Source organism: Pseudarthrobacter sp. SL88, assembly GCF_026672455.1.
Taxonomy (GTDB): domain Bacteria; phylum Actinomycetota; class Actinomycetes; order Actinomycetales; family Micrococcaceae; genus Arthrobacter.
Window position 1 is genome coordinate 1,342,321 of sequence record NZ_JAPPRD010000001.1, and the last position, 20,441, is coordinate 1,362,761.

Genomic DNA, 20,441 nt, shown 5'->3' on the forward strand with positions numbered 1-20,441 from the left:
GACACGCCCCCAAAGCCGCGTCTTAAGCAGCCAATCCTGCGTATAGTCGAGGGGCCGGGGCCCTACTTCCCCCAACGAACACCCGTGCACCGGCTGCAGAACTGGGCTGCATTCCGCATCAGCCATGCCCTGCAGGGTACTTAGGGCCATGATCCGATTCGAAAATGTCACCAAGGTCTACGACCAGAAGGCCCGGCCGGCGCTGGACTCCATCAACCTTGAGATCGACCGCGGCGAATTCGCGTTCCTCGTCGGAGCATCAGGCTCCGGAAAATCAACCTTCCTCCGGCTCGTGCTCAAAGAGGACCGCGCCACCTCGGGAGCCGTCTACGTGGCCGGCCAGAACGTCGCGAAGATCTCGAGCTGGCGGGTACCCCGCCTCCGCCGCGGCATTGGCGTGGTCTTCCAGGATTTCCGCCTCCTGCCCCAAAAGAACGTCTTCGCTAACGTGGCTTTCGCCATGCAGGTCATCGGCAAGAGCCGCAGCGTCATCCGCGACACCGTCCCCGAGGTCCTGAAGACCGTGGGGCTCGAAGGCAAGGAGCACCGGATGCCTCACGAGCTCTCCGGCGGCGAGCAGCAGCGTGTCGCCATTGCCCGGGCCGTCGTGAACCGCCCCGGCATCCTCCTCGCTGACGAACCAACCGGAAACCTGGACCCCACCACCTCCATGGGCATCATGGGAGTGCTGGACAAGATCAACCAGAATGGCACCACGGTGGTCATGGCCACCCACGACGACGACATCGTCAACGAAATGCGCAAAAGGGTGGTGGAGCTCAAGAACGGCGTGGTGATCCGCGACGAAGCCAAGGCACTCTACACCTCGATGATTCCGGTCATCGGACAGTCCAGGAGACTCAAAGACGCCAGCGGCAGGGACGAACCCGACGCCCGCCCGGCGGACGAAGGCCGTGAAGGTGAGGCGCAGCGATGAGGCTCGCATTCATCCTTTCCGAAATCGGCAGCGGCCTGCGCCGCAACCTATCGATGGTGGTCTCGGTCATCCTGGTCACGTTCGTCTCTCTGACGTTCGTGGGTGCCGCCGGAATGCTCCAGATGCAGATCAACCAGATGAAGGGCTACTGGTACGACAAAGTCCAGGTAGCCGTCTTCCTTTGCAGTGACGGCTCGACGGCCACCGGCTGCGCAGGCGGTTCGGTCACCCCGGAGCAGCAGGACAGCCTCAACACCCTGCTCGAGTCCCCGGCAGTGGCCCAATACATCAACGACTTTCAGTTCGAGTCCAAGGAAGATGCCTACAAGCACTTCAAGGACCAGTTCTCGAACTCACCGATTGTCGATTCCGTAACCCCCGACCAGTTGCCGGCTTCCTTCCGGATCAACATGAAGGACCCGGAAAAGTACGAAATCATCAGTGAAACCTTCAGCTCCCAGCCCGGGGTGGAAACCGTGATCGACCAGCGTCAGCTGCTGGAGCGGCTTTTCTCGGTGATGAACGGGGCTTCCCTCGTTGCGGTAGGCATCGCGGGTGTCATGATCGTGTGTGCCATCCTGCTGATTGCCACCACCATCCGGCTTTCGGCTTTCAGCCGCAGGCGGGAAACCGGGATCATGCGCCTCGTGGGAGCCTCGAAGACCGTGATCCAGCTGCCCTTCATCCTCGAAGGCGTCATCGCAGCGGTGATCGGTGCAGCCCTTGCCTCGGCAACGCTGTGGGCCGTGGCCCACTTCTTCCTGGGGGAGTACATGTCCAAGCAGTATCCGGACACCGCGTTCATTTCCTCGGGCCAGACACTGATCCTGGTGCCTGCACTGCTGATCCTTGGCGGATCCTTGGCTGGAATTTCGTCCCTCTTGACCCTTCGCAGATATTTGCGCGTTTAGGCTATGCAAACCGACCGAGGAATGCCGATGAACGTAACGTCAGAAAATCCCTTGCGCCTGCGACCGAGGCGTCATGCAGCGCGCCGCTCGGCGCTCCTGAGCGGGGTACTCGCCGTCGTCCTCGCTTCCGGTCTCGCCTCGTCCACACCACCGGCATTCGCCGATGAGCTGGAGGACAAGCAGGCCGCGCTCCAGGCCGAAGCGCAGCGCGTCCAGCAGTCATTGGAGTTCGTTGACTCGAGGATTGCGAAGGCCGCCGGTGACCTGGTCCTGTACCAGGGCCAGCTGCCCGGCGCCCAGCAGGCGCTGCTCGAAGCGCAGGGGCGCGTGGCCAGCGCAGTTAAGGAAGTCGAGGCACTGTCCGCCCGCGTTGACATGGCGCAGCAGAACAAGGCGAAAATCACCCAGCAGCTGGAAACCGACAAGCAGAAGATCGCCGACACCAAGAAACTGATCGGCCAGATCGCGACACAGGCATACAAGTCCGGCGGTGTCCCCTCCAACCTGTCCCTGTTCTTTGGTTCGAACAACGGCGGCAGCCTCACCGACACCATGGACCTGGCGGATCAGGCCATGCGCAGCCAGAACGCAGCCATGGACAAGTTGAGCCAGCAGAACGCCACCAACGTCAACTCCGAGGCACGCCTTCAGGCCGTGGAGGCGGAAATCAAGGATCTGAAGGCCAAGGCTGACGCCGCCCTTGAGCGCGAGAAGGCGGCCCGCGATGAAGCCGCCGCCAAGAAAGCCCAGGTTGACCAGCTGATCGCTGATACGACGCGACTCGACGCTGAACTGCAGGCCGCCAAGCCGGGAATCCAGGCCCAGCTCGCCGGAGTCCAGGCAAGCCAGAACCAGGTGGCCAACGAGATTGCCGAACGGGATCGCAGGGCCCGGGAGGCATGGGAAGCCGAGCAGCGCCGGTTGGCCGAAGCAGCTGCTGCGGCCGCCGCCGCCGCGGCCGCGGCAGCGAACCGCCCGGCACCGCCGGTCCAGCCGTACGTTCCGCCTGCTGCCGGATCGCCGTCGGCCTTTGGTCTTCGCCACCCGTTCGACGGCAGCATTCCGATCACGTCCGGATTTGGTTGGCGCACCACTCCGCCAGGGACCATCGATTTCTACGGCCAGGGCGGCTATGTCCACACCGGTATCGATTTCGGCGCCGCCTGCGGTACCCCGGTGTACGCCGCAGCAGCCGGTGAAGTCTTCAGCTCCGGCTGGAACTCCGCAGACGGCGGCGGCTGGCGGGTGAAGTTGGACCATGGGGTGGTGCAGGGCAACTCGCTGACCACCATTTACTACCACAACTCCAGCATCGTGGTGTCGAACGGGCAGAGGGTCTCGCAGGGCCAGCTCATCGCGTACTCCGGCAGTACCGGCAACTCCACGGGCTGCCACGCCCACTTCGAAACCTGGCTGAACGGCGCCGCCGTCGACCCGATGGGCCTGCTCTAGGGCTGCGCGGCCCTGCCGTACACTGGTATGACTCCGCTGCGACCCGGCCGGAGGACATTTCGATTTGATTGAGGAGCTGTTCCGTGCCCAAAGAAAGTGGCCGTAAGGTGGTGGCCACCAACCGCAAGGCCCGGCATGATTACCACGTGCTGGATACCTATGAGGCCGGCATTGCGCTGATGGGCACCGAAGTGAAATCCCTCCGCGAGGGGCACGCGTCCATGGTGGACGGGTTCTGTACCTTCTATAACGACGAATTGTGGATGGAAGCCATCCATATCCCGGAGTACAACCAGGGCAGTTGGACCAACCATGCTGCCCGGCGCCGCCGAAAGCTGCTCCTGCACCGCGAAGAGCTCATCAAGATCTCCCGCAAGGTCCAGGAAGCCGGCTACACCATCGTGCCTCTCCAGCTCTACTTTGTGGATGGCCGCGCGAAGGTTGAAATAGGCGTAGCCCGCGGCAAGCGCGAGTATGACAAACGCCAGACACTCCGCGAACAGCAGGACAACCGCGAAGCCCAGCGCGAGATGCGGGAACGCAACAGGCGGCGCGGCTGAACGGTGTTGCCCGGAATGAATCTGGCACAACATGCGTTACTATAAATAGTCCGGCGGGTACGCCCGCGGGATTGGGTAACACCGATTGGTAACAAAATACGGGGATGATCGGTTTCGACGATGTTAGTCGCGACAGGTGAAGCGGGCCGAGGATGCAGAATTATCTCGTAAACGCTGTCTGCAAACCAATAAGTGCCGAATCTAAGCGCACTGACTTCGCTCTTGCTGCCTAAGCAGTAAGACAGTCCGTCAGCCCGAGGTTGCTATTGCCCCGGATCCTGGCGTCATTTAGATAGCCACTGCTGTTTACCCCCGTCATCGGGGTAAACGGGACTCTTAGATGACTGGGCCCGGATCAGCCAGCTGTTTGCAGCATGGCTGGGGCCGAGAAAGTCCGACGCAAACTGCGCCCGGAGAAGCCCTGACAACACGACATCGGACGGGGGTTCAATTCCCCCCATCTCCACACCCCTGCGGTGATTCGGGACATCCCTTGCGGATGAGTCGAGTCGCCGAAAAAACACCCCGGTCTTCGGACCGGGGTGTTTTTCTTTGCCCGGATTGAGCGGGCTGGTATCCCAGGCCGGGGCCGGGCCCTGGACCACTGTGACCCAGGGCCTGATTCCTCAGACTTCTGGAGGCAGGATTATTGCCGGGCCTCGTTGAACCGTTGCGCCACTACGGGCATCAGCGAGTGGATGTAGCTCCGTGAGGCGTGGTCGAAATCGGCGTAGACCTGCAGGCCGCCGATGACCGCGTAGCAGGTCTGGTCGTCACAGAACTGGTCAGACATGTCGAGCACCTTCACCGAGGGCTTGCCCACGCCGACGGCCGCACTCGCAATCGGGTCCGGCACCAAGGCTTCGGCCCGGGGGTTCGCGCAGTTAATGGGCTGTTGCTGGTTGAGCGCCACGCAGTCCGGGCTGCTGTGGCGCAGCGTCAAGGGGGGATCGCGGAAGACGAAGACCCGGGAGCCCGCACCTGTCCAGGCGAGGAACCGCTTGGCGACGGCATCGCCGTACTGTTCCAACTGGGGGCGGCCGGTGCCATCGTCGATCGTTTCCCCGGCGCCGAAGGAGGAAGCGAAGACCATGCCGGGTTTTTCCTGGACAATCCTGTCGGTCACCTGCTTGCTCCAGTCCAGGCACCGTTTCTGGGAGCGTGCGTCATCCGCGGGTTCGCCCATGAAAGCGACACGCTTTACGTCGACGAACGGACAACCACCCACCATGGACTCCTTCAGCTTCCACTTGTGCAGCCGGGCCAGCTCATACAGGGCGCTCTTCCACTGCTCCGCATGCGAGTCGCCGATCAGCCAAACAGTTGCCGAGGCCGGCGCGCCGCCCGTGAAATCACACTCCGTCAGGAGTTTCTGGTCCTCAAAAACGATCGGGTCGTCTGCCGCCGGGTGGCATTCCGGGGCGTCAAAGCGCGGAGCCTCGTTCGGCCCCACGTTGGCAACCCGGGCAGCGCCAAAGGGATCACCGCAATCGTTTCCCGGGTCCAGGCTCCGCGCGCCGTAGCAGGGGTCCCCGGAAAGGTTCTGCAGCTTGGCTGTCTCTGCCTCCTGCGCCTTTCCGAAACTCAGCAAAAGGCCTCCGCACAAGGCACAGACGGTGGCCATGGCAGCCGCCGTGACCAGGACGACCCGGAGCGGTCTGGCCCCCTTCAGGAGTTTGGTGCGGCCCGGGTCTTCGACAAGTTTCTTCGACGCGTAGGAGAGCCCGATGGCCAGTGCCAGGATGCCGAGTTTGTCCAAGGTCCCCAGCGGGCGGCTAAGGATGGCCGGCGCCAGGACTATGAGCGGCCAGTGCCACAGGTACAGCGAGTAGGACACATCGCCGACGAACTGGATTGGCTTGGCGGCAAGGACCCGGTTGGGCGACCAGAAGGGGCTGTTCGGCCCCGAAGCAATTACCAGCACCGTACCGAGGACGGGAACTGCGGCAGCGAAGCCGGGGAAGAACGTGTGCTCATTGAACGTCAGGGCGGAAAAGGCGATCAGGCCGTACCCCAGCCACTGCGCTGTTCCAGAGAGTGCCAAATGGTAGGAGGGCAGCCGCAGGCGCAAGGATCCCAAAGCGTGGGCGCCTCCGATGGCCACCAGGGCCCCGGCACCGAACTCCCAGACGCGGGCCGGCGTGACAAAGTAGGCCGGGCTCTTGTTGGTGTACGTAAACCAGATGCAAAACACCAGCGCGATGACACTGGCAAGCGCGACCCCCAGGGTCAGTAGCGCCCGACGGCGGAGCCGGAACCTGACCGCGGCCGTAAACAGTCCGAGCATCAGTAGGGGCCAGACCAGGTAAAACTGCTCCTCCACGGAGAGCGACCAATAATGCTGCACCGTGGACGCGGCTTCGTTGTGCGCTGAATAGTCCACGGATTTAGCGGCCAGAACCCAGTTCTCAACATACAGGACAGATGCCATGGTCTCCTGGGCTATGGCCACCCAGCGTGAGAACGGAAGCAGCGCCCAGGCTGCCAGGAGGGAAACGACGCCCACAAGGGTTGCCGCCGGGAGGAGCCGCCTGATCCGCCGCGCATAGAACTGACCAAGGTTGATCCGGTCTGATCGTTCCAGTTCGCCGAGCAGGTGCTTGGAAATCAGGTAACCCGAGATCACGAAGAATACATCGACGCCGACGTACCCGCCCGGAAGCCGAACGGGCCACAAATGGTTGAGGACCACGAGCATGACTGCCAGGGCCCGGAGGGCCTGGATGTCCTTGCGCGTTGCGTTGACCGATTCTTTCCGTCGCAGTTCCGACCGCGTTCGGAACAAGACCTGTCCGGTCACACGTACTCCTTGTTATTCGACCTGTGGGTTCACCGGGAGCGTGGTCCCGTCCCGCCACAGGTGTGGCGGCCAGGCGTGCTTTCCACCGGGAACAACGCCCGGATGGCATGAAAGCCGCATCGTCGGTGAAGCCAAGACAACCCACATGCTGTGAGGTTGTGGAGGAAATCCCCTCGGGTACTTTAGCACCGGACATACCGCGGTGATGGTGTGGGCAGGCCAAGGTGACAAGCGGCCCGGGGCGCGGCGGATACGCGGCTGCACCAGGGGAGGGGAACGAAGAGCAGGCGTTCACCGAAGGCGTAGCGGGCCAGGGACTAGCGTTGCTCGGCCGCCCGTTGTATCCGGTAAGCCCTCCAGCGCGACAGGTGCGGGGTGCCAGGACAGGGAGGTGCGTCATGGAGCGCGCACGGGAAGAGGCTTCGGACAGGTACGACGACGAAGCCTTGGATTCGTATTCACGCACAGTCATGCGGGTGGCAGCGGCGGTCACGCCGCATGTTGCCGCCATTGAGATGTCAGCTACCCGCCGCAACGGCCGGATGCGCGTTGGAGCGGGCTCAGCGGTGCTTTTCACGGAGGACGGCTACCTCGTCACCAACTCCCACGTAGTGGCGGGAACAAGGAACGGGCACGCTGTCTTTGCCGACGGGAGCAGGCTGGAGCTGGAGCTAGTGGGCGCAGACCCGCTGTCCGACCTTGCAGTTGTCCATGGCCGGCGCCCCAAGGTCCGGCCCGCCGAGCTGGGAGATGCCGAGTCCCTCCGCGTTGGGCAACTCGTCATCGCGGTCGGAAACCCGTTGGGACTTGCAGGTTCCGTAACAGCAGGAGTGGTCAGTGGCCTGGGCCGCGCCATACCGGTCTGGGCGGACGGTAACAGGAGGGTGATCGAAGACGTCATCCAGACCGACGCCGCCTTGAATCCGGGAAACTCAGGCGGTGCCCTGGCCGATACGCACAGCAGGATCGTGGGCATCAATACCGCTGTGGCCGGGGCAGGGCTGGGCCTGGCAATCCCCATCAACTCCACCACCCGGCGGATCATTTCGGCCCTGCTCTCGGACGGCCGGGTGCGGCGGGCCTACCTGGGACTCGTCAGTACCCCGGTCCGGCTCACTCCCAGCGCAGTCATCAGGAGCGGCCCGCGGGACGGCCTCCGCATCGTTGAGGTGCTGCCAGGTTCTCCGGCAGACCGGGCCGGCCTGGCTGCAGGGGATATCGTGCTGACCGCCGGCGGGAGGGCTGTCAGCAACGCCGAAAGCCTGCAGCGGCTGCTGTTCTCCGATGCCATCGGCCAGCCATTGGACCTGGCGGTGCTCCGTGACGGGGCGGTGCTCCGTGACGGGGCGGACCTCCGCCTGGTGGCGGTCCCTGACGAAATGACCAGCAACCCCAAGTGAGCGTGACTGAACGGGTTAGCGTCCGCCGTCGGGCGCTTCCACGTCTGCGATGCCGATGAAGCGGGTGCCCACGCCGTCGAACTCGCTGCGGACAAATCCTGCCTGGGCCGGCGGCACATCGTCCGGGCGGTGATGGTCGCACACTACATAGGTGAAGTCCGGCCACCATTTCTTAGGCCGTGCCGCTTCCTCGTAACCGCAGACCGCGCACACGAGGTGAACCCAGACCGGCCGTTTGCCCGTCCGGTTGGCACGGGACTGTTCCAGCCAGGCCGGCGGGCTGTCCAACAGCGCGCCGAGTTGCTCCTCGGACATAAACTTGGGGAGGCCGTGGCGCTGGGCCATTTCCATGGGGATATCGAGGGCTATTGCCACGTCGCGTCTGCTGATCATCACCTCCACAATACGTGAACGGGAAAGGCCGCCATGGACGGGACGGGCCCTCAGGACACCAACGCGACGCCGGCGGCGGCAGCGCCAAGGCCCAGTACCAGGTTCACTGCGACGTTCATGGCTGCGGCTCCGAACCTTGCCTCTCCGAGCAGACGCACCGTGGCAGTGGTCCAGGAACTGAAGGTCGTCAGGCCGCCTGCAAAGCCCGTCGCAAGGCCAATGCTCCATTCGTGCCCCAGCCCAAGCTGCGCCGTGAGGCCGTACGAGATTCCGATGATGAAGGAGCCTGCCACGTTGACCACCAGTGTTGCCCAAGGCCAGTGGAGCCGCTCCTTCGACAGTCCCGGCCGTACGGTGCGCCGGGAGCTGTGGTGGGCGAACCAGCTGTCCGTGGCGAACCTCAGGAGTGCACCGGAGATACCGAAAATTCCCACCAACGCGGCGCTGATCACTGCCGGCTCCCGGAGCCGCCCCGCGCGGACAACCGCCCGGTGAGCCTACCGAGGCGCCAGCCCAGCGCCGCCGAGAGCAGGCCCAGCAGCAAGGAGAGACCCAGGTAAGCGATCCACAGCACATGCTGCCCCTCCCGCGCCAGCTGGTCCACGGCAAACACCACCGCCGAAAACGTCGTGAAGGACCCAAGCAGTCCCGGCCCCAGCCCGGCACGGAGCCAGAATGCGGTCTGCGGCCGCGCCATCCAGGTGGTGGTCAGGGCGGCCAGGACAAAACTGCCGACGACGTTGATCCAGAGCGTTGTCCAGGGCACGGACCCCGCGGGGTCGGGGAAGGCCAGGCCCAGTCCGTACCGGAGTTCAGAACCAACGAGGCCGCCGGCGGCAACAGCCAGCCAGGCACGGCCCGACGGAATCCACGTCTCCCTCATCCGGCCCTGCGCATGTCAGGACTCCGTCAGGGTGCAACCCTCGTGGGGGTGGCCGGTGTGCACCCACAGTGCGGAGGTGACCTCGTCGGCGAGATCAAATTCCCTGGTTCCGCCGGCATTGCTGATCCGCACGATCAGGGCACCTCCGAAGGGCCGCCGTCCCAGGATTTCAACCCCGGAATCAAGATCGATCTCTTCGGCCGCAAGGTAGCGCAGCAGCTCAGGGTTGTCGTCGCTGATGCGGGTGATCCGGCCTGTGTGGCCCTCGTCGAGTTCGCCCAGGAGGCGGGCAACGGGCATGTGGACCTTGCCGTCGGCCGTGGGAATGGGATCACCATGCGGGTCCCGGTCCGGGTGGCCCAGCTGCGCTGACACCCGGTCGATAAAGGTGTCAGAGACAGCGTGTTCCAGCAGTTCGGCTTCGTCGTGGACTTCATCCCAGCTGTAGCCCAGCTGCTGGACAAGGTACGTTTCGATGAGTCGGTGGCGGCGCACCATGGACAGTGCAAGCCGGAGTCCGGCATCCGTGAGGGTAATCGCGCTGTAGGGCTTGTGGTCCACCAGCCCCTGGTCTTTCAGCTTGCGGACCATCTCCGAGACTGAAGAATTTGCCACTCCCAGGCGCTGTGCCAGCTGGGAGGACGTGATGGGCTTGTCCTGCCATTCCGTGAACGAATAGACCACCTTGACGTAGTCCTCAATGGAGGAGGAGGGCGCGCTGGTCTTCACACGTTCAAGCCTACCCTTTGGCGGGACGCGGCCGGGATCCGCGTCTCACGCGCGGATGGCGCGCCAGGACAACGTCAGGTAGGGGAGGCTGAGTTCTTCACCCTCGGCATGCCCCAGATGCTCATGGAGGTACCACGTGAGGTTCGCCAGGACTTTGGCACGGGTCTGTTCGTTGGCCCGGAGGTAATAGCTCCGGGATTTGGTCAGTTCCATCAGGTCGGCAGGGGTGACAGGATCCTGCCAGCGGGTCACGTGCCCTTCGAGGCCCTCGAACTCCGGGCCCACCAGCGGCCGCTGCCCGGGCTTATAGACGTCCCCGGCATGCATGATGCGGGAAAGCCGGTGCACCCACGGTACCGAGGTGTCCAGCTGGTTCCACACCAGTCCCAGCGTTCCCTGCGGACGGAGGACTCTGGCAAGTTCCGTGCTGGCCGCGAGGGCGTCACACCAGTGCCAGGCCTGGGCAACGCTGACGACGTCGAAACTTGCGTCATCGAGCCCGGTGGCCTCGGCGGTGCCGCGCAGGGCAGCAGCTGCCGGGTATTGGGCGGAGAGTTGCGCCAGCATGTCCGCGGAGGGATCGACGGCGGTTACGGACAATCCGAGCGCCAGCAGCAGGTCAGTGAATTTGCCTGTCCCTGCGCCGACGTCGAGCGCATCATGGGCGCCTGCGGGCACCAGCCACCGTGCCGACTCCGCCGGATACCCCGGACGGACCTTGTCATAGTGCTTGCCGCCGTCCTGGAAGCTCTGGCCGAGCTCCCGGCGCCGCCCGTGATCGAGCTTGGGCCCACCCCGAACCACGTGCGGCCTCCTTCAGCTGATTCCCTGCGGGTACCGTCCGAATTTACAGCATGCATCCGGGTGCCGGCTCCCGGCGGTCAGTCGTCGATGCAGGGCGCTGCGCCGGCCGTTCCCGGGGTGTTCGGTGCCCAGTGGGGGTAGGTCCTGGTGTCGTTGGCCGGCACCCATCGGCCGGCATCGACCACGTAGTCCCAGCCGAGCCCGTCCCGGCGGAGCTTTTCAATGCCTGCGAGGAGCCGCTGGGCATCTTCCAGCCGGGAGCCCACTCCAAAGCTTGCCCGCAGCGATCCCGATGGCAGCCCCAGGCGCTTCAGCAGCGGGTGGGCGCAGAAGCGGCCATCGCGGAGTCCCACGCCGTGTTCGGCGGACAAGTAGGCGGCTACCAGGCCGGCGTCGTAACCCGCCACAGAGAAGTTCACCACCCCGATGGTGTCCTTGTCAGGATCGGTGTCCTTGAAGATCTGGTGCACCGTGACGCCGTCGATCGCCTGCAGGCCTTCCACCAGGTAGGAACGGATGGCCGACTCGTGGGCGTGCCAGCGGTCCTGGTCCAGGCTCGCGATAACCTGTGTTGCCCGCGCCAAGGTAGCCGCACCCAGTACGTTGGGGGAGCCGCCCTCATGGCGGGCCGGGCCGATGGCCCAGCTGACGCCGTCGAGCTTTGCCTCCTTGACGGCGCCACCGCCGGCGAGGTGCGGAGTTCCGGCGTCGAGCCAGTCCGGGCGGCCCACCAGGACACCCGCGCCAAACGGTGCGTAGAGCTTGTGCCCGGAGAAGGCAAGGTAGTCGACGTCGTCGGCGCTGATGTCCACGCGGCGGTGCGGCGCCAGCTGGGCCGCGTCCACCACGATGCGCGCACCGTGACGGTGGGCGAGGGCGGCAAGCTCCCTGATGGGCAGGATTTCGCCGGTGACGTTGGAGGCGCCGGTCACGGCCAGGAGGCTGACGCCGCCCTGCTCAAGCTCGGTGCGCACGGAATCGATGGTCCCGGCGATCGTGTCTGCGGCGACGATGCTCCGGTGGGGGACACCCTGCCACGGCAGCAGGTTGGCGTGGTGTTCGATGTCCAGGTAGAGGACGTCACCGGCGGGTTCGCCGTCGGTGCCGGGGAGGCAGCCGGCCAGCAGGTTGAGGGAATCGGTGGTGTTCCTGGTGAAGATCACGGAATCGTCGGGGCGCCCGCCGACGAACTCGCGGACGATGTTGCGCGCGTTCTCGTAGACCGAAGTGCTGATCTGCGATGCGTATCCGGCACCGCGGTGGACGCTGGCGTAGAACGGCAGGATCTCGTTGAGGTAGGCCGACACCACGGTCAGGGCCGGGGCGGAGGCCCCGTAGTCAAGGTTGGCGTAGCGGACGTGCCCGCCGGAGATCAACGGGGCCAGGATTTCGGCGCCTGTAACCGCTGAAAGCGGACGTCCGGCGGCGGCCAGGCGTTCGTCAGGAACGTTCCCGGCGGCGATGGCGGTAATGGGGGATTCGACGGCAGTAGTCATGGAGACCTCACTTCAGGACAGGACTCCGGCTGTGCTGGAATCCGCGCTTGCCGCATCCGCTCCGGACCGGCCTGGTCGTCACCCGGGGCACCCCACCGCGAATGGAGGGTTGCCGGCCAGCAAACCGGGGTTTAGCGCTGGCACTCGTGACCTGGATAAAACCATAGAACATCAGGCGGCCCGGTCCGAAGCCGGGGGGATTGTTAAGGCTTTTGTTACGCGCGGCCTGGAAACGGGACTTTCTCCGAAGAATACGACGGCGGGCGCCCCCTTTTGGAGGCGCCCGCGGTCGATTGTTCGGAAGGAGGCCGGCTTACAGCAGGTCGTCCAGTCCGGGGTTGAGCCGGTGCAGCACTTCGGTGTGCAGGATGGAATTGGTGGCCAGGGCGTTCCCGCCGAACGGCCCGTCCTCACCTTCGAGCGAAGTGAAGCGGCCGCCTGCCTCCACCACGATGGGCACGAGGGCGGCCATGTCATAAAGGTTCAGCTCGGGCTCGCAGGCGATGTCCACCGATCCTTCGGCCACCATGCAGTAGGACCAGAAATCGCCGTAGGCGCGCGTGCGCCAGACGTCCTCAGTCAGGCCCAGGAAGTCGTCCAGGTTGCCGCGTTCCTTCCAGCCGCCGAGGCTGGAATAGGACAGCGAGGCGTCGGACAGGGTGGAAACGTCCGAGACCCGGAGCCGGGTGGCCGACGCAAGGGATCGGCCCATGTAAGCCCCCATGCCTTTGGCGGCCCACCACCGCTTACCCAGGGCGGGTGCGCTGACAACGCCAACCACCGGCTCGCCCTCATCAACGAGGGCGATGAGCGTGGCCCAGACGGGAACTCCGCGGACGAAGTTCTTGGTGCCGTCGATGGGATCGATGATCCACCGCCGGGAGCCGTGGCCGGTGCTGCCGAACTCTTCGCCCAGCACAGCGTCGCGTGGCCGGGAACGTGAGAGCTGGCCGCGGATGGCTTCCTCGGCGGCTTTGTCCGCATCGGTGACCGGCGTCAGGTCGGGCTTGGTCTCCACGTGGAGGTCCTGCGCCTTGAAGCGGCTCATGGTCTGGTCATCCACGGAGTCGGCCAGGACATGGGCCAGGCGCAGGTCGTCGTTATAGGTCGAAGCGGGTTGGATCATGGTTCCAAACTACCGTCTGGCGCCGTTTCTGCCGGGAGGTCGGCCGTGCCGGTTGGTGCTGTCAGCTGATGGTGCCGAGCTCCTTGGCCTCCTGGGCTTCCATCCTGGGATCGGTGCCCAGGAGCCGCCGGAGCGAAGCCAGGCGCGCTTCACCGGTGGGTCCTGCGTGTCCGCCGGCCACCCAGGCGTCGAGCCCGCAGTTGACGGCAGCGGCGGTGTGCTTGCAGCCGCGTTCGCAATCATCAGTGCCCGGCGAAAGATCCGGGAATGACCTCAGGATCCGGTCCGGATCCACGTGGGCAAGGCCAAATGACCGGATGCCGGGGGTGTCGATGATCCAGCTGCCGGGTGGGGCGTCGGCCAGGCGCAGGGCAAGGGCCGACGACGACGTGTGCCGTCCCCGTCCGGTTACCGCATTCACACCGCCGGTGGCCCGTTCCGCACCGGTCAGGGCGTTCACCATGGTGGATTTGCCGACGCCGGAGTGCCCCAGCATCACAGTGACCTTGCCGCCCAGGTGGGCCCTGAGCCCGGCAACAGCGTCACTGTCCAGCCGGGCCGACAACCCGTCATCGGAGCGCGCGTCAATGCCTGACGCCTTCAGGTCGGCGGTCCGGCTGATGATGACCGGGAAGTCAAGGTGCGTGTAGTTGGCCAGGAACTCGCCGGGATCCTTCACGTCCGCTTTGGTGACCAGCAGGATCGGCTCGATGCCGGCGTCGTACGCTGCCACGAGGGCGCGGTCGATGAACCCTGTGCGGGGCTCGGGGTTGGCTGCTGCCACCACTACCACCAGCTGGTCGGCGTTGGCCACGACGGCACGTTCCACGGGGTCAGTGTCGTCTGCACTGCGGCGCAGGAGGGTGCTGCGGTCCTGGATTTTGACGAGCCTCGCCAGGGTGTTGGGATCCCCGGACACGTCGCCGACGAGGGAGACGAAATCGCCGGCAACCACCGGGTTCCGGCGCAGCTCCCGCGCGCGCGCGGCAATGACTGTCCGTTCATCGCCGGAGTCTTCGTCAACGACGGCGGTGTAGCGCCCGCGGTCGACGGTGATGATGCGGCCTGTTACGGCGTCGTCGTGGCTGGGGCGGTCCTTCGTGCGCGGCCGGGTGCCCTTCTTGTTGGGCCGGATCCGGACGTCGGATTCGTCCCAGGAGTCAGTCCTCCGCGGCACCGGCCGAACCTCCCGCTCCGTTTTCGGAGCCTTGTGTGGCAGGGGCCGTGCCCTGCTGCGCGAGCATGCCCGTCCACAGCCGCGGGAAGTCCGGCATGGTTTTGGCCGTCGTTGCGATGTCTTCCACCTGGACCCCCTCGACGGCGAGGCCGAGGATTGCCCCGGCAGTGGCCATGCGGTGGTCGGCATAGCTGTGGACGACGCCGGCATGCAGCTTTGCCGGGCGGATGACCAGGCCGTCGCTGGTTTCCTCCGCGTCGCCGCCCAGGCGGTTGATCTCGGTGACCAGTGCGGCGAGCCTGTCCGTTTCATGCCCCCGGAGGTGGGCAATGCCGCTCAGGCGGGAGGGGCCGGTGGCCAGGGCACACAGCGCGGCCACTGTTGGCGCCAGCTCGCTGGTGTCGGCGAAATCCGCCCCTTTGATCTCGGGACCGCCCCGGACCGTCAACACCCCCTCCAGCAGTGTTACTTCTGCGCCCATCCGGGCCAGGATGCTGCGCCACAGGTCGCCTACCTGCTGCGTCTGCTCCGGCCAGCCCGGGATCCTGACGGTTCCTCCGGATGCGAGGGCGGCGGCCAGGAACGGACCAGCATTGGAAAGGTCCTGTTCGATCTGCTGGTCAAAGGCACGGATGGGTCCCGGAGAAACCACCCAGTGGTTGGGAACGGAATCGTCCACCTGCACACCGGCGCCGCGGAGCACGGCCACCGTCATATTGATGTGGTCGAGGCTGGGCACCGGCTTGCCGACGTGCTCCAGGTGCAGGCCTTCGGTAAACCGTGCACCGACCAGCAGGAGTGCGGAGACGAACTGCGAGGACGCACTGGCGTCGATGACCAGATGCCCGCCGCGGACTTCTCCGGTTCCTTCGACGACAAATGGCAGCGACGCGGGAGTGCCGCCATCTTCCGCCGAGACATTGACGCCAAGGGCTTTCAGGGCCTCGATGATCGTCCCCATGGGGCGCTTGCGTGCGTGCGGGTCGCCGTCGAACGTGCTGGCACCGCTGCGCAGCGCAGCGAGTGGTGGAACGAAGCGCATGACGGTGCCGGCAAGGCCGCAGTCGATGTGCACCGCGGTGCCCGCTGCGTCCTCCTGTCCTCCATGGTCCTGGTGCTGCAGCGGAACTACCTCAAGGTCGGGGCCGAAGGCGCCGTCCCCGGGAACCTCGGTAATCGTGGCGCCCAGCTGGCGCAGCGCCTCGATCATCAGGACCGAATCCCGGGAATGCAGGGGCGCCCGCAACCGCGACGGCCCGTCAGCCAAGGCAGCCAGGACAAGATACCTGTTGGTCAGGGACTTTGAGCCGGGAACCGTGACGGTGGCGTCTACCGGACGGCCTGCGTAGGGTGCCGGCCAGTGGGGGACAGTCGTTCCGGAGTCATTCCGGGCAGCGGCTGCAGCGATCATGTCCTTTAGGCCCCCGTAGCCTGCTCCACGGCGCGGCGCACGGCCTTGTCTGCTTTGGTCAGCTTCTTGTTCGTGGTCTTGCGCGCATCCGCGGCGAGGTGGGCGGCACCCTTGCGGGCGTCGGCTGCCAGGTGTTCCGCGCGCCACGCCAGTCCGGGCCTGCCTGCGGTGTCAACCGAAGCCAGCAGTGCGCCGCCGCTGAGCGACAGGTTCTTGAGCAGCCTGCCCCGGCGGGCTTCGCGGCCTTCCTTGCTGCTGATGTCCGCGCTGCGCCATTCAACGAATGTGTTAAGCAGCGAGACCACCGTCAGGACGGTGGCGGAAACCCGGGAGAACTTGCCCAGTCCAAAGAGCACTCCCGCGCCCACCTGGGTTCCTCCGATCACCCGGGCGAGGGTCTTCTCGTCCGTTTGGAAAGGCAGGGACGCCGCCGCCTTGCGGAGCAGGGGAGACAACTGCTGGGCAGTGTCGTCGGCGTTCTTGAGCTTGTCCAATCCTGCAATGACGAAGCTGGAAGCCAGCATGGGGCGGGCGAGCGTGCGGACAAAGGACATGGATTTCCTCCTGGCTGGACGAACCGCATCGGCAGCGGCGTAAGTCCGTTCTAGTCTTGCACTTTTAGGGAATATTTGCCCAAGGCCGGCGGTTATGGCTCATGGGTCCGCACAGGGGGCTGGGCCCGAAAGCAAGCAGCAGATCGGGACACCGGACAGAGAGCGGAGTTGGGCCTTGGCGAGGGTGTTGGACGGAGTTGGTGCTCCAGGGCCGGTGGCACTGGACCTGGTATCGGACGCGTTGCCGGAGTACGGCAGCGCCGGGACGAAGAGCCTGACAGTAGACTTGAAGGCAATGAGTACCTTGGATCCGGCCGTTTCGGCCATGTATGAAGCGTCCAGCGCTGAAGCTAAGGGCGGAAACGCTGCGGTGCCGGCAGGCAGCGGGGAAACCCGGGACGTACCTGCCGGCGATTCGGGCGGTAACGGCCTGGATGTTACCGCCGAATCGGTCGAGGAACGCAGGCTCCGTTTTGAGCGTGATGCCATGCAGTACGTCGACCAGCTTTACTCTGCCGCCATGCGGATGGCCCGGAACCCGTCCGACGCTGAGGACCTGGTGCAGGAGGCTTACACCAAAGCATTTTCGGCCTTCCACCAGTACAAGCCGGGAACAAACCTGAAAGCCTGGCTGTACCGGATTCTGACAAACACCTACATCAATTTGTACCGGAAGCGGCAGCGCGAGCCCCTTCAGTCCAACTCGGACACCATCGAGGACTGGCAGTTGGCGCGGGCCGAGTCGCACACCTCAAGCGGACTCCGTTCCGCCGAGGCAGAGGCGTTGGACCACCTTCCGGACTCCGACGTTAAACGAGCCCTTCAGGCCATTCCCGAGGAGTTCCGGCTTGCCGTGTACTTCGCGGATGTCGAGGGGTTCGCATACAAGGAAATTTCCGACATCATGAACACCCCCATTGGAACGGTGATGTCCCGGCTGCACCGCGGCCGGAAGATGTTGCGGGACATGCTCGCGGAGTACGCCGCGGAGCGCGGATTCAAGACGGGCGTGGAATCGCAGGCCGCGGCCGACACCAAACAACAGGAGAGCAGGAAATGAGCGACTGCCAGGGATTGGGCGATTGCGACGACGCCCGGATGCAACGCATCTATGAGTACCTCGATGGTGCGCTGACCCGTGAGGACATCACGGAGATCAAGAACCACCTCGACGAGTGCCCGGAATGCACGGAGCAGTATGACCTCGAGTGCGTCATCCGGAACATGGTGAAGCGCTCCTGCACCGAAGCGGCCCCGGACAACCTCAAGAACGCCATCCTGGACCGCATTCACGCCATCAGGCCCGTGGACGCCTAGCCAGGGACACAGCGGTGCGCTGACCACGCGCCGCGACGCCACCGCCCTCAACTGGATACGTTGGGTGTGGGAAGCAGCAGCAAGTTAAACAGTAAAAGACCCCGGGAGCCGATTGGCGTCCGGGGTCTTTCACTTGAACCGTGGTACCTGGCTGTTGCCTAGGTGTTGGGGCGCTTCCCGTGGTTCGCGCCGCCACGCTTACGGTCACGACGCTTGCGTGCACGCTTGCTCATAGCTGGCCTCCTTACTTTCGGTACTCAAAAGAGCTGCCCTCCAGTCTCCCACATGATCAGACCCGCCGCGAACCGGCACCGCCTCATGACCTGCAGCTGGATCAGGCGGCTGCGGCCGCTGCTAGCGCGCCAGGGAGTTCAGTACGGCGATCCTGGCTTGCTCCAGGACGGTGCGCACAGTCTCCAGTGCCACGGGGCTGAGCGGCTCCTTGCCCGCCTTCAGCCGCAGCTCCCGCCGGAGGTCGTCGCGGAAGGCCTGCAGCATCATTTCCGCTTCCTTCAGCGACCGGTTTCCCTCTGCCGGGGTGCGTCCGCTCCTGCCCCGGAACTCCGCAGCGGTGGCGGTGGCACGGGCGGCCTCTGCCGTGGCTGCAAGGTCCGCGCGAAGGCCGCGCATGTTGCTTCGGATGTCTTCCCGGAGATTGTCCGCCAGCCGGCGCACGGAGGCCGAGATCTCGTTCTCGACCCCGGCCAGTTCGTCGCGGCGGCTGTCCAGCTCGGCAAGGCCGGACTCGGTGATGCGGTAATTGGTCCTCCTGCCGGCGGTTTCGGTGGAAACCAGCCCTTCCTCCTCAAGCTTGCCGAGGCGGGGGTAGATGGTGCCCGCACTGGGGGAGTAGGTGCCGCCAAACCTGTCTTTCAGGGCCTTGATGAGCTCATAGCCGTGTTTCGGCCCTGACTCCAGGAGTGCAAGGAGATACAGGCGGAGGGCGCCGTGTGCGAATACCGGGGGCATCAGAGCCCTGCTTCCGCGTTACCGCGCTCCGCCCCGTGGAAGATCGATGTGGTGCCGGAGATCGAATTTGTCCGGACCAGCATCAGTTGGCGGTCCGGCCCGGCGATTGTTTCCACCTTGCCGCCCACCTGGGCATACCGGTGGTTGTTGATGACCACCGCGCCACTGGCCGATTTGGCCACGATGTCCACGCCGACATCATGCGGCAGCCGGATCGTCAGGTCCCCGGAAACCGAGTTGGAACCAAAATCCTCGGTAAAACCGTGCAGGTCGAAGCTGAGGTCCCCACTGACCGTGTTGGCCCGGACGTGGCTGAGGGTGCCGGAAACGGTGACCTCGCCGGAAACGCTCTTCGCGGTCAGCAGGCCGGAGTGGCTCCGGGCGGTCACATCCCCGCTGACGGTATTGACGTGCAGCTCACCGGCCGTGCCGTCCGCCATGACCGATCCCGAGACGGTGTTCAGCCTGGTGTGTCCGGAGATGCCGGACACCAGTCCGTCGCCGCTGACAGTGCCTGCCTCAACTTCCACATTTTCCGGGACTGCGATGCTGATGATCGCGGAATTGTCGCTGTGGTGGCTGACTGTGCCCATCAGGTTCTTGAACCAGCCTTGGGGGCCGTGCAACTGGTGGCGGATCTCAAGCCTGCCGTCCACCACCGAGACCGCGACGGGATCCCCCTCAACCTGGGAGATCTCAACGCGGGTCACCGGCTCTTCGTGGGTCACAACATCGAACCTGCCGCTGACCATGCCGAGCTTCAGCGACGTCACGGCGTCGACATCGATGGTTTGTGGACTGGTGACTGTCCAGCTCTGCTCAGGCATTTCCCCTCCAAAGACGATATATCGCGGTTGCGTCCAGCGTACGCGGGAGGCCCGGGCCGGTCAAGATATATCGCGAAGCCCGGCTACTCCGGGGCGCTGATCCGCAGCCACTGGAACCAGCCGCGGTGCAGGACCAACCAGGCCATGAGTCCATAGCCAGCCTGCCCGGGAGTGCCGCCATTGGCGGCGAGGTCCTGGCGCCACTGCTCATGGTTGAGCAAGGGGGAAAAGGTGTCCACGTACAGGTGCTTCCGGCGGGTGGTGACATCGGCGAAGGCAGTGTTCAGCTCGTCCAGGCGCCGGTTTTGGGCCGGGTCCAGGGTGGGCGGCGGGCCCACGACGAAGACCTCGATCCGGTTTTGCGAGGCGGAGTCGAGGATGTTGGCGAGGTTAAGCCGGCTCCGTGCCGTGGACAGGCCAAACTCAATGTCGCGGCCCGACAGCCCGATGACCAGCCGGTTCTCCGCCTGGTCGCTGAAACGCCGCCCGGCCTCGCCCAGCCAACGGGCGGCCAACCCCTCGGTGCCTTCCTGGGGGCAGGGCAAGGCATAGCTTTCCAGCAGCATGCCGTCCTGTGGCGTCCGGGCAAGGACACGCCCCAGCCAACCCAGCGCGCGGGGGTCTCCCAGTCCGGCCAGCAGTTCGTCTCCTACAGCTGCTATGCGCAGCTTCCTGTCTTCCACACGATCCTCTTA

The 20,441-nt window shown here is 65.1% G+C and carries 22 protein-coding genes, 1 other RNA gene and 1 riboswitch; of the genes, 8 read left to right on the forward strand and 15 right to left on the reverse strand.

Annotated elements, in window-relative coordinates:
- Positions 1-148 precede the first annotated feature (148 nt).
- The 5 genes from ftsE to ssrA all read left to right on the forward strand — a co-directional run bounded on the left by ftsE (position 149) and on the right by ssrA (position 4,329).
- Positions 149-937: a cell division ATP-binding protein FtsE gene (gene ftsE, locus OVA06_RS06165; protein ID WP_056085060.1), complete on the forward strand. Its 789-nt coding sequence runs from the start codon at positions 149-151 to the stop codon at positions 935-937.
- The gene (ftsX, locus tag OVA06_RS06170; RefSeq protein WP_015937576.1) at positions 934-1,848 is read left to right on the forward strand and encodes a permease-like cell division protein FtsX; all 915 of its coding nucleotides are present in this window, start codon (positions 934-936) and stop codon (positions 1,846-1,848) included. The genes ftsE and ftsX overlap by 4 nt, the downstream gene beginning before the upstream one ends.
- Positions 1,849-1,875: 27 nt before the next feature.
- A complete protein-coding gene (locus OVA06_RS06175; protein ID WP_268157035.1) occupies positions 1,876-3,300 on the forward strand; it encodes a M23 family metallopeptidase in 1,425 nt (474 codons plus the stop codon).
- A gap of 83 nt (positions 3,301-3,383) precedes the next feature.
- Positions 3,384-3,860: an SsrA-binding protein SmpB gene (smpB, locus tag OVA06_RS06180; RefSeq protein WP_015937574.1), complete on the forward strand. Its 477-nt coding sequence runs from the start codon at positions 3,384-3,386 to the stop codon at positions 3,858-3,860.
- A gap of 100 nt (positions 3,861-3,960) precedes the next feature.
- Positions 3,961-4,329: a transfer-messenger RNA gene (ssrA, locus tag OVA06_RS06185) on the forward strand.
- Between the two features lie 177 nt (positions 4,330-4,506).
- On the opposite strand, the gene OVA06_RS06190 is transcribed toward ssrA, so the two are convergent.
- Positions 4,507-6,660 carry an acyltransferase family protein gene (locus tag OVA06_RS06190; protein WP_268157038.1) on the reverse strand — a complete coding sequence of 718 codons (2,154 nt, stop codon included), beginning with the start codon at positions 6,658-6,660 and terminating at the stop codon, positions 4,507-4,509.
- A gap of 398 nt (positions 6,661-7,058) precedes the next feature.
- On the opposite strand from OVA06_RS06190, the gene OVA06_RS06195 reads away from it, so the two are divergent.
- Positions 7,059-8,060 (forward strand): S1C family serine protease, encoded by a 1,002-nt coding sequence (locus OVA06_RS06195; protein WP_268157040.1) that lies wholly within the window; start codon positions 7,059-7,061, stop codon positions 8,058-8,060.
- 15 nt (positions 8,061-8,075) lie between these two features.
- Here OVA06_RS06195 and OVA06_RS06200 read toward each other — a convergent pair whose 3' ends face one another.
- From OVA06_RS06200 to OVA06_RS06245, 10 genes are all read right to left on the reverse strand, one after another.
- Complete coding sequence (locus OVA06_RS06200) at positions 8,076-8,453, reverse strand: hypothetical protein (protein WP_268157042.1); 378 nt, start codon at positions 8,451-8,453, stop codon at positions 8,076-8,078.
- A gap of 50 nt (positions 8,454-8,503) precedes the next feature.
- Entirely contained in the window at positions 8,504-8,905 is a 402-nt protein-coding gene (locus OVA06_RS06205) for a fluoride efflux transporter FluC (protein ID WP_056085072.1), read from the reverse strand.
- A complete protein-coding gene (locus tag OVA06_RS06210) occupies positions 8,902-9,336 on the reverse strand; it encodes a fluoride efflux transporter FluC (RefSeq protein WP_056085074.1) in 435 nt (144 codons plus the stop codon). The genes OVA06_RS06205 and OVA06_RS06210 overlap by 4 nt, the downstream gene beginning before the upstream one ends.
- Positions 9,337-9,351: 15 nt before the next feature.
- Positions 9,352-10,065: a metal-dependent transcriptional regulator gene (locus tag OVA06_RS06215; RefSeq protein WP_056085076.1), complete on the reverse strand. Its 714-nt coding sequence runs from the start codon at positions 10,063-10,065 to the stop codon at positions 9,352-9,354.
- Positions 10,066-10,110: 45 nt separating this feature from the next.
- A complete protein-coding gene (locus OVA06_RS06220; protein WP_261619212.1) occupies positions 10,111-10,869 on the reverse strand; it encodes a class I SAM-dependent methyltransferase in 759 nt (252 codons plus the stop codon).
- Between the two features lie 77 nt (positions 10,870-10,946).
- Entirely contained in the window at positions 10,947-12,365 is a 1,419-nt protein-coding gene (locus tag OVA06_RS06225) for an aminotransferase class V-fold PLP-dependent enzyme (RefSeq protein WP_268157045.1), read from the reverse strand.
- Between the two features lie 38 nt (positions 12,366-12,403).
- Positions 12,404-12,517, reverse strand: a riboswitch (SAM riboswitch).
- A 161-nt stretch (positions 12,518-12,678) separates the two neighbouring features.
- On the reverse strand, positions 12,679-13,491 hold the full coding sequence (hisN, locus tag OVA06_RS06230) for a histidinol-phosphatase (protein WP_015937565.1): 813 nt from the start codon (positions 13,489-13,491) through the stop codon (positions 12,679-12,681).
- Between the two features lie 61 nt (positions 13,492-13,552).
- Positions 13,553-14,668, reverse strand: a complete 1,116-nt coding sequence (gene rsgA, locus OVA06_RS06235; RefSeq protein WP_268157047.1) for a ribosome small subunit-dependent GTPase A — start codon at positions 14,666-14,668, stop codon at positions 13,553-13,555.
- Positions 14,652-16,079, reverse strand: coding sequence for a 3-phosphoshikimate 1-carboxyvinyltransferase (aroA, locus tag OVA06_RS06240; RefSeq protein WP_268157049.1), 1,428 nt, complete (start codon positions 16,077-16,079; stop codon positions 14,652-14,654). Before aroA ends, rsgA begins: the two co-directional genes overlap by 17 nt.
- A 5-nt stretch (positions 16,080-16,084) precedes the next feature.
- Positions 16,085-16,633, reverse strand: coding sequence for a DoxX family protein (locus tag OVA06_RS06245; protein WP_056085088.1), 549 nt, complete (start codon positions 16,631-16,633; stop codon positions 16,085-16,087).
- Positions 16,634-16,928: 295 nt separating this feature from the next.
- Here OVA06_RS06245 and OVA06_RS06250 point away from each other — a divergent pair, with 295 nt between their 5' ends.
- Both OVA06_RS06250 and rsrA read left to right on the forward strand, forming a co-directional pair.
- Positions 16,929-17,693, forward strand: coding sequence for a sigma-70 family RNA polymerase sigma factor (locus tag OVA06_RS06250; RefSeq protein WP_268157052.1), 765 nt, complete (start codon positions 16,929-16,931; stop codon positions 17,691-17,693).
- Positions 17,690-17,950, forward strand: coding sequence for a mycothiol system anti-sigma-R factor (rsrA, locus tag OVA06_RS06255; RefSeq protein WP_056085089.1), 261 nt, complete (start codon positions 17,690-17,692; stop codon positions 17,948-17,950). Before OVA06_RS06250 ends, rsrA begins: the two co-directional genes overlap by 4 nt.
- A gap of 158 nt (positions 17,951-18,108) precedes the next feature.
- On the opposite strand, the gene OVA06_RS19770 is transcribed toward rsrA, so the two are convergent.
- From OVA06_RS19770 to OVA06_RS06270, 4 genes are all read right to left on the reverse strand, one after another.
- Entirely contained in the window at positions 18,109-18,183 is a 75-nt protein-coding gene (locus OVA06_RS19770) for a 50S ribosomal protein bL37 (protein ID WP_369299106.1), read from the reverse strand.
- Between the two features lie 121 nt (positions 18,184-18,304).
- Positions 18,305-18,919, reverse strand: coding sequence for a PadR family transcriptional regulator (locus OVA06_RS06260; protein WP_268157054.1), 615 nt, complete (start codon positions 18,917-18,919; stop codon positions 18,305-18,307).
- Positions 18,919-19,746, reverse strand: coding sequence for a DUF4097 family beta strand repeat-containing protein (locus tag OVA06_RS06265; protein ID WP_268157056.1), 828 nt, complete (start codon positions 19,744-19,746; stop codon positions 18,919-18,921). Before OVA06_RS06265 ends, OVA06_RS06260 begins: the two co-directional genes overlap by 1 nt.
- A gap of 83 nt (positions 19,747-19,829) precedes the next feature.
- Positions 19,830-20,429 carry a GDSL-type esterase/lipase family protein gene (locus tag OVA06_RS06270; protein WP_056085096.1) on the reverse strand — a complete coding sequence of 200 codons (600 nt, stop codon included), beginning with the start codon at positions 20,427-20,429 and terminating at the stop codon, positions 19,830-19,832.
- Positions 20,430-20,441 lie beyond the last annotated feature (12 nt).